We start from the raw sequence: 12,792 nt of genomic DNA, 5'->3' as shown, positions 1-12,792 counted from the left end.
TTTTTATAAATTGTAGTAAAAACATTTTGATCATTTTTATATAAATACATCTCTTTTTGAAAACTATTTTTCGTAATTATCCTCTGAAATTGAACCGGCAAAAGATGCCATATGAACAAATTTTTAAAGGAGGCATTCGGGGGGGGGGGGGGTACTCTCAGAATATGAGAAATACATTTATCTATTTTTGCATATAAATTACTATGCCAATGGGAACGCGTTTTTTTATAATTTAATTTTAACGGATATTTCATATTTTCTTAAAATAATACATATAAACTAATAAGCATTATCATATTTTGTTAGATACAATCTTCTTCCGCCAATCGTCCAGCATATCAGTAATAGTATCCCGTAAAGGAATATCCGGTTTCCAGCTGGTTACATGAGTAAGGCGTGAAATATCCGCTTGAATAACCGGGGTATCAGAAACACGCATCAACGCAGGGTTTTGTTTGACAGTAATCTGAGTTTTTGCGAGAGAAAGCGCTATCTCAAGAACTTCCTGCATAGCAATGGCTTTACCGCTTCCTACATTATACGCTTCTCCGGCTCTTCCTTTTTGAATAAGCAGAGCATACGCTTTAACAATATCCCGTACATCTGTAAAATCGCGCATAGAAGAAAGATTACCAACATAAATTATCGGAGGATGCAAGCCCGCTTCAATTTCCGCAATTTGCTTGCAAAAATTGGCAGTTGCAAAAGTATCAATTTGTCCCGGCCCTGTATGGTTAAAAGCTCTAACCATGATAATTTCAAGTTTATAAGCGTGGGCATAAACATGACCTAGTAAATCTTGCGCAACTTTAGTACAAGCGTATATATTTCCCGGACGCATTAAGGTATTTTCCTTAATGGGTAATTCCTCCGGCAGAATATAACCATATTCTTCGCCTGACCCAATAAGAAGAACCCGAGGAGGGTTTTGCATAACGCGCAACGCTTCCAAAAGATTAACAGCGCCTTTAATATTTATATCCGCTGTTAACGCAGGCTTTTCCCAAGACAGGGCAACAGAACTTTGCGCGGCAAGATGAAAAAGGTAATCAGGGCGTATCTTATCAAGCAAAGAACTTATAGAAGCTTGATTGAGTATATCAAGCTCATAGTTTGGAACATCTTCTTTTATTTCTTCTTGGGGCAACCGGGTCGCACTTACTTCCCATCCTAATGATTTTAGGTGAATAATAAGATGTCTTCCGACAAATCCTGCCGCTCCAATTATAAGGGCTTTCATTTTTTCTCTTTACCGACAAGTGCTAGGTCATTATCTACCATACGTGCAACTAACTCTGAAAATGATATTTTTCTTTTCCAACCAAGCTGACGTTCCGCTTTTTCAGGATTCCCAAGCAAGATTTCAACTTCCGCAGGCCGAAAAAAACGCGGATTTATTTTTACAAAGGTTCTGCTGGAAGCTTTGTCTATTCCTATTTCTTCTTTACCGCTTCCTTGCCACTGTATTTTTATATCTACACGAGAAAAGGCTGTTTCAACAAATTCCCTAATAGTACGGGTTTCGCCGCTGGCAATAACATAATCGTCCGGCATATTTTGCTGGAGCATGAGCCACATTGCATTCACATAGTCCTGAGAATGACCCCAATCGCGTTTTGCGTCAAGATTTCCCAATTCAACATGATCTTGCAAATCTAGTTTAATACGCGCAACTGCGTCTGTAATTTTGCGCGTAACAAATTCCTTACCACGTCTTTCACCTTCATGGTTAAACAAAATACCGGAACAGGCGTACATACCGTAACTTTCACGGTAATTTTTTGTTATCCAATGTCCGTACAATTTTGCTACCCCGTAAGGACTGCGAGGATAAAAAGGAGTTTTTTCTGTTTGGGGCATTTCCTGCGCTAAACCAAACATTTCACTGGTTGATGCCTGATAGAAACGCGCTTGTGGTTTTACAATGCGAATTGCCTCAAGTAAATGCGTTACTCCAACCGCGTTAATATCAGCCGTGATAATAGGCTGTTCCCAACTTGTAGCAACAAAAGACTGAGCAGCAAGGTTATACACTTCGTCTGCTTGTGAAACTCGCATGGCGGAAACAAGAGAAACAACATCCGTCATGTCGGCATAAATAAAATGTATTTTGTCCTTTAAATGAGCGACATTGCCATAATCGACAACGCTTTTACGCCTCATAATGCCGTATATGTTATAGCCTTTTTCTAAAAGCAATTCGCTAAGATATGAACCGTCTTGCCCTGTAATTCCTGTTATTAACGCGTTTTTCATTGTAAATTAATCTCCTTTATTTTAAATAATTGATCTTCATAGCCATGCAATTTTAATCTATTGCTTTATATTCATATAAACCAATAGACTGTAAACAAAACCCTAAAGTCCTCATATCTTCATTTATTCCTAATTCTTTTGGTGTGTATAGTTTTGATGTAATTATTTTAATGTCTAAATAATTTTTATTTACCAATTCTCTTGCTTTGATTATAAATTCATTGTCTCCGTCTTCCAGATTTCCATAGACATGATCATTTACAATAAATTTTACTGTTTGTAACGGTGAAAGCCTATTACCTCTTATCGTTAATCTTAAGTCAGATTCAATTTTTTGAATAGGGATACTTATTTCTGCTTCTTCCTGATCTGTCCATATAAGAGTATTTTCCTGACCAGAAAATCCTTTTATTACATGATCAGAAAATTTTTTAATTAAAGAATTTATTTCATAAGAACGAAACGCTTCAATGGAAGAATATTTAATTATGATAAAACTATTATCCTCATAATCAGGTTCATGTTGTGTATAAAGTTTTTTTAACTGTAAATCTTTCCATTCATCTTGAGATAACAATAAAAAAATTTCGCCCTGATGATAAGAAGAGTTTGTATATTTCATTGGAGTTAACCAATAATAATATGTCAAGTCGGGCATAAGACTGGATATTTCAATCTTTCCATTACTTAATTCAGTTGTTATATTCGCATTCCAAAATGTAGCGAAGCCATACTTAAGCTGATTGTCCAATAAATACCGTATATAACCATTCCTACTACTATTACTATATCTATCTTGTGTATATTCGTATCTAACAGTTAAATAACTCTGTCCAAGAATAAATAAAATTATTCCAGATATAATTGCTATACGTTTCAGATGTCCGTACGATTTTTCAATATGTTCAAAGAAGATCGCAATAAGAGGAATAAAAAATACCATAAACGGAATAAAATATCTGCTAATAATTTCTTGTTCAATAACAATTAATACAAATATATTAAAAATGAAGGAAATAATAAAAAAGGATGTTATAAATTGTTGTTCTGCTAATTGTACCTCGATGTTATTTTGAATCTTCGCGTAGGTCAATGATTTTAAAACCGCCCAAAACAAAAAAAATGTTCCGATTATCGCTATTATGCTGAATAAACCATTAATAGATAAAAGAGGAATTCCGTAAGAAAATCCAAGGAAATTCACAATTGAATAAAGAATTTCTCCGAGTTTTGGAAAAAAGTTGGCGTTTAATCTGTCTAGGTTCATAACCTCATATGAGTAAAAATAAAAATAAGAATGCAGTAGATTATTTACTAAATAACCGATACCAGACACAATTAAACTATAACATCCCAGAAAAAGAAAGTATTTCTTTTTTTGTATTATTTTTGAATAACAATAAAGGCATGTAATAAGTAGAGGAATATTGAAAATAATAAAATAACGGATTCCCTGTACACCGGTAACGAATAACAATAACGTATACAAGATAAAATTAGTTAATAATTTCTTCGCTGTACTGACATGATATGCAAGTTTAATAAACAAACCAAGACAGCAAAAAAGCGCGGCAATAATGAAAGTATAAGAACCACTAAATGTTATCATATCAAAATAAACCCATGACAGCGGCATAATTAAAAAATTGCAGGTAATAAATATCCATTTTGTTTTAATTTTAATTTGTCTAGCCATAAACAAATATGACAATATCAATATTAAATTGCTTAAAAATACAAAAAGAGCGCGAATCAACTTCCAATTTTCATATCGTCCTAATAATTTAAAAAGCGGCATTGTGATCAAATTTGAGCCAATCAGAGCCATCTCGGTTGAGCTATACCAGTTGCGACTAACAAAAGCATTCTCTTCAGCTAATAGCTTTCCCAATACCATATGAGCTGCATGATCGCTATTCGAAAATTTCCATAAGTATTTATATGATAAAATACTGAGAAAACCTAACAACAACACACATATTAAGACATTAATTATGATAATTAATTTTGAATTTTTAGTATCCTCAATAAATTCGGCAATCGTTTTAGAATACAGGCAGAAAAAAGCCAGTAAAAAAAACATTATGCCAATTTTAGATAGGAATATAAATAAATTAGGCATATTTTTTATCGGCTCTAACAATAATAAAAGACAAATTACCATACCCGTAAATACAAATATTATTGCCAATTTTCTTAACACCGTTGGATTATTAATTTGTTTTAACAACATTTCAAAATTTTTCATTTTTCCTCCATAATTTATTTACTTCTCCGCGAAAAAATTTATCGCGATTGATTCCTTTTTCCAACAACAAAATTTAATTTTTATCTACTATAAATCCAAAACATTAATCACTTTATTTGTTTCTGACATTTTACGACATGACATTTTACAAATCATTTCATTTAGGATGATAAATAATTACTTTAAATTGGTTTTCATCTATTTTATTTTCCATTGTTATATCAGGATAAAGCGAAAATGAACGCGTAATTCCAGTTCCCAAGCCTTTATATGGCAGTATATACTGTACTGTTGACAAAAGTATAGGATTCCGTAAAATAGAAATTCCATTTTTAATGTTTTCAACTGTTGTTTTATTCAGCAAAACAGATAATTCTTCTATTGTAACAAAAGGATTATCCTTTATTATTTTCTCTGAACTTTTCCCCACCATATCAGTGTCTTTTGAAGTAATCATAAGTTATATCTCTTTCCTAACTATTTTAATCTTCTTATCAATTATCATACCCTGCGTATTTCCACTCTCCAATATTACGCTTCTCATAATCAAAATTAACGCCTACTTTGAATAATTGCTTTCCGCTTCCTGCCCAGGGCAACAAATAATCTTTTGTGTCTATTTGCTCCAGTGCTTCTTCCGCAGTTCCGTTCAATTTAAATTCAAAACAGTACACAAAGCGTTTTGTCTCTACCAGCGTGTCTATACGCCCCGATGCTATTCGTACTTCCGATTGGCAATTTAAACCCAGCATCGTAAATATCAAGTGTATTACGGTTTCGTAATAGTTTTCGCTTTCCTTTATTATATCATAAGGTATTGACGCTAAAAATATTTTAAGTGAATTTATCGCCCCGTCTACATCGCCTTTGAGCAACGCCGCAATAAGTTGGGTATTCAATCCGCGAGAAGCTTCAACAGATGGCTGTAAATACTGTTCCAAAAGCGCTTTTGAAAAGGAAGTGCGTACTTCATCATTCGGATAATCAAGAATATATTGATTCAACTCCTCATCATAATCTTTTATCGTCAGATACCCACTTTGATAAAGCAGTGGTTCCGCCCTCATTGTCTCTATGTCATACTTGCGGAAATCTTCATATCCTACTCGCATATCGGTAAGATCAACAATGTTTATTTTTTGTTTGATAATAAGGTTTATCAAAAAAGTAGGCGTTCCCGTTTCATACCAATATGGTAAAAATTTTCCACTCTTGTCAAAATGATTAAGTAAACCAAATGGGTTATACACCGTAAGAAGTTTATGGGAAAATCTATAACCGTTATAAAACCGGCGTAATTCTCCAAGATACGTTTCTCGGCTCTTATCTGAGTCTTCCAATACCGCCTCTATCTCCGGTCCAAAGTTTTGTTCCATCTCTTCTTGGGTTATGCCACAGAGATCGGCGTAACGTGGATCAAGGGTAAGGTCAACAAGGTGGTTTAAATCCGAAAATACGCTAACATGGGAAAACTTAGTTACTCCAGTTAGAAACACAAACTGCAAATACTTATCATACGATTTCAAAACTCCATAAAATCCTTTTAATTCATCCCTCATCATGGCGTGAAGCTGCGGATTGTCAATGGTAGCAAGTAGGGGCTTATCATATTCATCAACTATAACAACAACCTTCTCATTCTGAGTATGATATAGTGTTTCAATGAGGCGGATAAAACGTCCTGCACAGATACCGGCATCCAAAGACACAGAATATTTTCTTGCACAAGAATCAAGCGCCATATTAATTATTTCGTAAAGTGTGTTTACTCCTCCGGCTGGATAATTTCCCGGATTGAGATCAATATGAATTATCGGATGTTTCTTCCATTCCCATTCCATGGAGTCAATCGCAAGGGCCGGTTGTCCTGCTATCTCGCCAAACAGATTCCGCCTGTTTTCAAATACCGCTCCTAAAGTTGAACACAACAGCGATTTCCCAAAACGTCTGGGACGTGAAAGAAAAAACGCCCTGCCCGATCCGGTTATTAAGCTGTGAATCTGGGCGGTTTTATCAACATAAATAAAACCTTCCTCGCGGATACTGACAAAATCCTGTATGCCTATCGGTAAGCGTCTTTTCATAGATTATTCCTTCAATGTTTCTTCACCTTTACGGCATGTCATCATTTCTACTTAAAACATTTTTTTATAGTTTCACAAATATATTCAACATCTTTTTGTGATAATTCATAATAGAATGGTAATCGTACCAAGCAATCTGCAAATTTATCACAGTTTTCTAATCTACGTCCATCGTGTTTTGTTTTGTAATATTCACTGGAATGCAAACTAAGATAGTGAAATACAGCTAAAATACCATTTTCTTTTAAATGTGTGATTAATCTTGTTCTGTCTTCCAACGAATTACAAACCAAATAAAACATATGCGCATTATTTGTAGCATAATTTGGTATTTCATGTAAAATAAAATATCCTTTATCTGCTAATGGTTTTAAATTTTCAAAATAAATATCCCAAATTTGTTTTCGTTTTGCCTGAATATCATCTAAACACTCAATTTGAGCCCAAAGAAAAGCTGCTACAATTTCTGATGGTAAAAACGAACTGCCAGTGTCTACCCATCCATATTTATTTACTTCTCCGCGAAAGAATTCAGCGCGGTTAGTCCCTTTCTCCCAAATAATTTCCGCACGGCGTATAAATCGCTCATCATTAATTACTAACATTCCACCTTCACCGGAAATGATGTTTTTTGTTTCATGAAAAGAAAAAGCCGCTAAATGTCCAATGCTCCCTAATGGCTTCGGTTTTATAATCCCATCTGTATAAGATGAATCTATTGCTTGTGCGGCATCCTCAATAACCAATAAATTGTATTTATCAGCAATCTGCATAATTTTTTTCATATCACATGACATACCAGCATAATGCACAGGTACTATTGCTTTTGTTTTTGGAGTAATCAATGCTTCAATAGCGTCTACGTCAATATTTGGATGATTATCCTGACTGTCAGCAAAAACAATTTTTGCTCCCTGCCTTACAAACGCTAATGCCGTAGATACAAATGTGTAACTCGGTACAATTACTTCGTCGCCTGGTTGAATATCAGCTAGGATTGCGCACATTTCAAGAGCGTCTGTACAGGAAGTAGTGAGCAGGCACTTTTTAAAACCATATTTCTGCTCAAAAAATGTCTGGCTTTTTTTTGTAAATTCTCCGTTACCGGAAATTTTTCCTGAACGAACAGCCTGTTCGATATATTGAGTTTCTTTTCCTGTTAGATAAGGTTTATTAAAAGGGATCATTTTCATATAAGAAGTTTAATCATTTTTTCTTTATATTCAAGGTATCTTTCTTTTGTTAGAATATACCGCTGTTTTTCTTTATCTTTTTGACCTTCATCTATCAAATAACCAAATGCTTTGTTAAAACGAATAGCTCTTTTATTATTAGCCATTATATGCCCGGAAAGATATTCAAGTTTTAAGCACTCAAATGCAAAATCTGTATTACATAAAGCCATCCGAATACCAATACCCGTATTCATGTATTTATCTTCGTAAATAAATATTCCCGGTTCTCCGCATTTTTTGTCATAATCAATATCTTTTATATTTACTAATCCTATATTTTCATTATTGTACACTGCTATAAAATAATAATTATTATCATTGTTAATTTTGTTAAACCATTTTAATTGCATTTCAGGAGATATATATTCTTTAAAGTCCATATACTGGGAAATTTTTGGGTCATTTCTCCAATTTCTGACAAGTTCTATCTTATCAAGAGTCAAGCGTTCTAATATAATATCATATTTTTGAAATGTTTCCAATTATTTAATTACTCTCTTATATCATCTTCACCATGTCCACAATATAGATTAAGTTTGTACAATCCTTTTTGCTCAAGTTTTTCTATACTTTTTTGCAACTTATCTTTGTTTCCCTCAGGAAGTTTTGTAACTGTAGGAACATCTTTAATTAAAGTATCTCCTGTAAAGAGATTATCGTTTATTTTAATACAAATACAACCATTTGTATGACCTGGCGTATGAATAATTTCGATTTGTATTCCTCCCCAATCTATTAGATGTTCGTCAGTTAGTACAATATCACAAGGATTTAATTCAAATCCAATTTGATTATAAAAAACTGACATGTTTTTCTTTTTGTTTGTAATAGCATTAGCAGTGTCCAAAGAACAACAGAGCTTCGCATTATATTTAGTCCTTATTTTATCAGCGCACCAAATATGATCAAAATGTTCATGAGTTAAAAAAATAAAATCAACCTTTTGTTCACCTATTGACTGTTCAATAACAGATGAATCTTCTGAACCGGGATCTATAACAATACAAGAGCTTTTATTCTCATTAAACACAATAAAACAATTAGAAGATACAGGCTGATTTATAATTTTTATTATTTTCATACATTAAAGCGCTACCATTTTCTCAACTTTAAATTCAGTTGTTTTTTTTGTCTCATCGAATGGGGCTGATAAAAAAAAACAAGGGTATGATTGTATAATATCCTGATATATAGTAAACGCAGCTTGTTCAGGTACAATAATAATTTGACTGTCTCCTAATGTTGTTTGTTTTGCAATTCCTCTTTCAAGCAATATGTTTTCATAAATATAAGAACCAGGCCCCGGAAACACATTGCTATATCTAACGCATAAATTATATGTATCTGTGCAAACAACATCATTGTTAATAATATTTCCGGTAAATGGACGTTCATATCTATATGGAACTTTTAATTTATCTTCGATATAGTGCATAAATGTAAAACAATCTCCAATACGAGTGCCAAAAAATAGAAATTTTACATTTAACTCTGTTTTATGAAGCAAGTCAAAGGTGGAACCATTTCCACATGAGTTTTTACCAATATCTTTAATAAATTCCGTATGTTTTCCTAATAAAGCATTAGACATTAATGGATCGATTGATCTAATTACATCTTGCTGATTACGAAAATATTCATTAAATAAGCCCATTGGCGTTTTGCTGTTTTGAACATTAAAATCTTCCTTATTTGGAAAACTAAATGTAAATGTAGGAAATATTAATGTTGGAACGGCCAAATCCATAAATATTAAATACAATTCCTCTAATAAACTTAACTTCTTAATCATTGGAATTCCGAAATTCAACGCTGTATGCACATAGAGAATATCACATTTATTCGCGCCAAGATTCTTTAAAGAATCAGATATTTGTTTATTAGTTATTAGCGAGCCTGTATTGCCTTTGAAAAGAATATTTTCATTCATATATTAACCTTCCAGATGTATTTTAACATCAGAACATTGATGCTCCGCCATCAACACAATAATTTTGAGCGGTAATCCAACGTCCGCCCTCCCCAAGCAAATATTTTACCATCAACGCAATATCAGAGCATTGCCCAAAACCTAAAGGATATTTATCTGTAAGTTTCGCCAATTTTTCAGGATCATTAAATATTGGTTCGCTCATTTTAGTGCGTATACCGCCCGGCAAAATAGAATTAACAGTAATATTAGGCGCTAATTCTAACGCCAGAGATTTGACAAGAGAATCAATCGCTCCTTTACTTGCCGCATAAATCGAATTACCTTTGTTCCCCCTTTTACTGTAGAGAGCGGAAATAAAAATTATTCTTTTAAGAGACGATATGTTATTTTTCATTAATAATGTTTGTAAAATAGCAATAGCGCTAAACAGATTAACATTAAAGATTTCTTGAATATAATCCTCACGAAAATTTTTTAAAGGTAAAATTTTTAAAGTACCGGCACAATGAACAAAACCGCTTATTTGAATTTGTTTGGATAGTAGAAAATCTTTTAATGTTTTTTTTGTTTCTTCTATCTGTGATAAATCAGAAACCCAAAAATCAATTGGATTAGATGAATGTATTTTGTTTTTTAGCTGTTCCAATTTATTAATATCGCGACCATGTAATAATAACGGATTATCATTGGATAAAGTTTCGGCTATTGACGTTCCAATATCAGAAGTAGAGCCACTAATAAGTATATAAGGTTTATTTTCCATTCTTCTCTACATATTCAATAAATTCCGCTATTGATGAAAACGCCTCAACTTCTTGCTGAGACATATGGATTTTATAATCCGAATCCAAAAGCGCCAAAGTGGATAATACTGACAATGAGTCCCATTCTTCAAGATCTTTGAACTTTGCATTAAGATCCAATTCCTCAATTTCAAGTAATTCTTTGATTTTTTCTGCTAAATTTGCCATAAATAACTCCTTCCTAATAATATATTATCTTATTAAATGATAAATTGCCAAGCTGTTGTTCTATTGCCGCCCATGTCAACCCAACGCCAAATCCTGCAAAACAGACATTAAACGTTTTTATACAAGCGGCTTCCCCCAAATTAAAACTGATATTGGTTGGAATAGTCGCGCCGCTTGCATTTCCGAAATTTTCCACAATGTTTGACGGCATTTTTTCTCGTGATATTCCGATTTTATCGGCCAATTTATTGAGCATAAATTTATTTGGTTGATGAAACAGCCAATAATCAATATCATCAGGTTTTTTCCCTGCCATACCCAATAATTCTTCAATCATCGGAGGAACTTCGGTTTGAACAAAATTAAAAACTTCATCGCCCTTCATAACCAAATTTTCCAAAGCCCTAAAATTTCCATTATCATCTTCTTTCATTTCAGATGTTTCAGGACTACAGGGAATCTTAAATCCGCCAGCAGGTATTTGAAGGGCATACGCTCCCTTGCCGTTCATATTTAATACCATGTTTATATTCGCCTGTTCTTTGCTCTTTTCTACAATAGTGATACAGGCGGCATCGCCAACCAAAGGGTTGCTGTTTCGATCACGCTTGCTTACTTTCCGGCTTAGGACATCGGCATTCATCAATACTACTTTTTTGATTGATTCCTGTTCAAGCAACATATAGGCTTGCAATAGACCAATAATAAATCCCGCGCAACCCTGGTTTATATCCATACATAATACATTTGTATCCAACTCAAGTTTTCCATGTATTATATTGCTGGTAGGCGGCATAAAATGTTCAGGCGACTGGGTTACCAGAATTAAGGCGCTTATATCTTCTTTTTTTAATAGATTGTTATCAAAAAGATAATTAATTCCATATATGCACATATCAGAGACATTTGTATTTTCTTTAACAATTCTATGTTTGTTGTATCCCATTGCCAATTTTAATTTTAGCGATTTTGCTTCTGAAAAATTATAGTTTCCCATTTCTTCTTCAAAAGTAACTTCTTGATTGGGAAGAATCGATAGTACGCCGCTAATTCGTTTGTTTTTAAAAGTAAAATGAATACTCATATTTATAACCTCTTGCAATCATTATTGGATCTAATCATTACCTGATCAAGCATTGTTTCAGCCTCAAAACCATAATGTTTATATCTTACAATGGCATTTTCATTTGATGCCAATACCCAGAAAATTTGCCTTTTTGTATTACGGCTTTCGTTAAAAAAACGTCTTAATAAGACTGACCCAAATTTCTTATCGCGATATTCGGGAAGAACAAACCAGTAACGCAAATAAGATGTCATGCCTTTTATTTCAAAAATAACAAAGGCCAATACCTTTTGTTGTTCTGTAATAACAAAAACATTATTATTGTTAATAAATTGCGTAATTTCTTCCAGTAATGGTAATTGCTCGCTGTATTTATCAAAATACTTTTCAAAAATATTCAATATTTGTTCTGTGTGATTTAGCGTTGCATTTTCTGTTTTTGTATCGGCAATCTGCGGTTCATTAAGATTTTTAATACGGCTCATTCTATACAAAGTAGTGTACTTATTAAAACCAATTTGTAAAAAAATATCTGCTGTTTTTTTTATGTTTATTTCTGTTCCAATAATATCTGTTACAAAAGTATGTTCGGTACAATTACTTATTAATTCTTTTAATGAATCCGCAAGTGTTTTTTCATTTGAACAAATAAAATAAAGATGGAAAAAATCATGGTCTTCATGCAAAATAAAGAAGCATTTCTCATAACAAACAATATTCAGTAATTTATTTTTGATTAACAGATTACAACGATCTTCTCCAAGAAAAAAGTTGGTAATATAGCCTTCTTTATAAGATTTAATTGTGTCAATAGCGTTAATAATATTTGCATAACTAGTTAGAATTTCCTTGTTTAGGTTTTGTTTCATAGATTATCAGTATTTACCTGTTGGTTCAATATTATCTTATTTTAAACATTATTCCAGTAATTGGTCCGGCTCATTCTATAATTGATATCCTCTTTAATTGTTCTCTTTATCAATAGTTGATTACAGATAT

At 33.0% G+C, this 12,792-nt stretch carries 14 protein-coding genes; all 14 read right to left on the bottom strand.

All coding sequences use genetic code 11. The annotated features are described in order from the left end of the window. Positions 1 to 254 (bottom strand): hypothetical protein (locus tag ACYVRA_RS00885; RefSeq protein WP_461250859.1); only part of this gene is annotated, 254 nt, incomplete at its 3' end. Positions 255 to 292: 38 nt separating this feature from the next. After that, positions 293 to 1,240 carry a GDP-mannose 4,6-dehydratase gene (locus tag ACYVRA_RS00880; protein ID WP_461250858.1) on the bottom strand — a complete coding sequence of 316 codons (948 nt, stop codon included), beginning with the start codon at positions 1,238 to 1,240 and terminating at the stop codon, positions 293 to 295. Further along, on the bottom strand, positions 1,237 to 2,256 hold the full coding sequence (gene gmd, locus ACYVRA_RS00875; protein ID WP_461250857.1) for a GDP-mannose 4,6-dehydratase: 1,020 nt from the start codon (positions 2,254 to 2,256) through the stop codon (positions 1,237 to 1,239). Before gmd ends, ACYVRA_RS00880 begins: the two co-directional genes overlap by 4 nt. Before the next feature lie 52 nt (positions 2,257 to 2,308). Beyond that, positions 2,309 to 4,504 (bottom strand): hypothetical protein, encoded by a 2,196-nt coding sequence (locus tag ACYVRA_RS00870; protein ID WP_461250856.1) that lies wholly within the window; start codon positions 4,502 to 4,504, stop codon positions 2,309 to 2,311. A 157-nt stretch (positions 4,505 to 4,661) separates the two neighbouring features. Further along, positions 4,662 to 4,961: a hypothetical protein gene (locus tag ACYVRA_RS00865; RefSeq protein ID WP_461250855.1), complete on the bottom strand. Its 300-nt coding sequence runs from the start codon at positions 4,959 to 4,961 to the stop codon at positions 4,662 to 4,664. Between the two features lie 37 nt (positions 4,962 to 4,998). Next, on the bottom strand, positions 4,999 to 6,588 hold the full coding sequence (locus ACYVRA_RS00860; protein ID WP_461250854.1) for an ATP-binding protein: 1,590 nt from the start codon (positions 6,586 to 6,588) through the stop codon (positions 4,999 to 5,001). A 47-nt stretch (positions 6,589 to 6,635) separates the two neighbouring features. After that, a complete protein-coding gene (rffA, locus tag ACYVRA_RS00855; protein ID WP_461250853.1) occupies positions 6,636 to 7,781 on the bottom strand; it encodes a dTDP-4-amino-4,6-dideoxygalactose transaminase in 1,146 nt (381 codons plus the stop codon). Continuing rightward, complete coding sequence (locus ACYVRA_RS00850; RefSeq protein WP_461250852.1) at positions 7,778 to 8,305, bottom strand: GNAT family N-acetyltransferase; 528 nt, start codon at positions 8,303 to 8,305, stop codon at positions 7,778 to 7,780. Before ACYVRA_RS00850 ends, rffA begins: the two co-directional genes overlap by 4 nt. 8 nt (positions 8,306 to 8,313) lie before the next feature. Then, complete coding sequence (locus tag ACYVRA_RS00845) at positions 8,314 to 8,904, bottom strand: MBL fold metallo-hydrolase (protein ID WP_461250851.1); 591 nt, start codon at positions 8,902 to 8,904, stop codon at positions 8,314 to 8,316. Between the two features lie 3 nt (positions 8,905 to 8,907). Further along, positions 8,908 to 9,753 carry an AAC(3) family N-acetyltransferase gene (locus ACYVRA_RS00840; RefSeq protein WP_461250850.1) on the bottom strand — a complete coding sequence of 282 codons (846 nt, stop codon included), beginning with the start codon at positions 9,751 to 9,753 and terminating at the stop codon, positions 8,908 to 8,910. Between the two features lie 28 nt (positions 9,754 to 9,781). Further along, a complete protein-coding gene (locus tag ACYVRA_RS00835; protein WP_461250849.1) occupies positions 9,782 to 10,519 on the bottom strand; it encodes an SDR family NAD(P)-dependent oxidoreductase in 738 nt (245 codons plus the stop codon). Continuing rightward, positions 10,509 to 10,727, bottom strand: a complete 219-nt coding sequence (locus ACYVRA_RS00830; RefSeq protein ID WP_461250848.1) for a phosphopantetheine-binding protein — start codon at positions 10,725 to 10,727, stop codon at positions 10,509 to 10,511. The genes ACYVRA_RS00835 and ACYVRA_RS00830 overlap by 11 nt, the downstream gene beginning before the upstream one ends. 13 nt (positions 10,728 to 10,740) lie before the next feature. Further along, a complete protein-coding gene (locus ACYVRA_RS00825; protein WP_461250847.1) occupies positions 10,741 to 11,811 on the bottom strand; it encodes a 3-oxoacyl-ACP synthase III family protein in 1,071 nt (356 codons plus the stop codon). A gap of 2 nt (positions 11,812 to 11,813) precedes the next feature. Then, complete coding sequence (locus ACYVRA_RS00820; RefSeq protein WP_461250846.1) at positions 11,814 to 12,662, bottom strand: GNAT family N-acetyltransferase; 849 nt, start codon at positions 12,660 to 12,662, stop codon at positions 11,814 to 11,816. Positions 12,663 to 12,792 lie beyond the last annotated feature (130 nt).

It is taken from the genome of Treponema sp. R8-4-B8 (assembly GCF_054786175.1).
This window is presented reverse-complemented; position numbering and strand designations above follow the sequence as displayed.

Bases quoted from the DNA above. Each gene is read 5' to 3' on its own strand.
- ACYVRA_RS00880 (WP_461250858.1), bottom strand. From the start codon at position 1,240: ATGAAAGCCCTTATAATTGGAGCGGCAGGATTTGTCGGAAGACATCTT.
- gmd (WP_461250857.1), bottom strand. From the start codon at position 2,256: ATGAAAAACGCGTTAATAACAGGAATTACAGGGCAAGACGGTTCATAT.
- ACYVRA_RS00870 (WP_461250856.1), bottom strand. From the start codon at position 4,504: ATGAAAAATTTTGAAATGTTGTTAAAACAAATTAATAATCCAACGGTG.
- ACYVRA_RS00865 (WP_461250855.1), bottom strand. From the start codon at position 4,961: ATGATTACTTCAAAAGACACTGATATGGTGGGGAAAAGTTCAGAGAAA.
- ACYVRA_RS00860 (WP_461250854.1), bottom strand. From the start codon at position 6,588: ATGAAAAGACGCTTACCGATAGGCATACAGGATTTTGTCAGTATCCGC.
- rffA (WP_461250853.1), bottom strand. From the start codon at position 7,781: ATGAAAATGATCCCTTTTAATAAACCTTATCTAACAGGAAAAGAAACT.
- ACYVRA_RS00845 (WP_461250851.1), bottom strand. From the start codon at position 8,904: ATGAAAATAATAAAAATTATAAATCAGCCTGTATCTTCTAATTGTTTT.
- ACYVRA_RS00840 (WP_461250850.1), bottom strand. From the start codon at position 9,753: ATGAATGAAAATATTCTTTTCAAAGGCAATACAGGCTCGCTAATAACT.
- ACYVRA_RS00835 (WP_461250849.1), bottom strand. From the start codon at position 10,519: ATGGAAAATAAACCTTATATACTTATTAGTGGCTCTACTTCTGATATT.
- ACYVRA_RS00830 (WP_461250848.1), bottom strand. From the start codon at position 10,727: ATGGCAAATTTAGCAGAAAAAATCAAAGAATTACTTGAAATTGAGGAA.
- ACYVRA_RS00825 (WP_461250847.1), bottom strand. From the start codon at position 11,811: ATGAGTATTCATTTTACTTTTAAAAACAAACGAATTAGCGGCGTACTA.
- ACYVRA_RS00820 (WP_461250846.1), bottom strand. From the start codon at position 12,662: ATGAAACAAAACCTAAACAAGGAAATTCTAACTAGTTATGCAAATATT.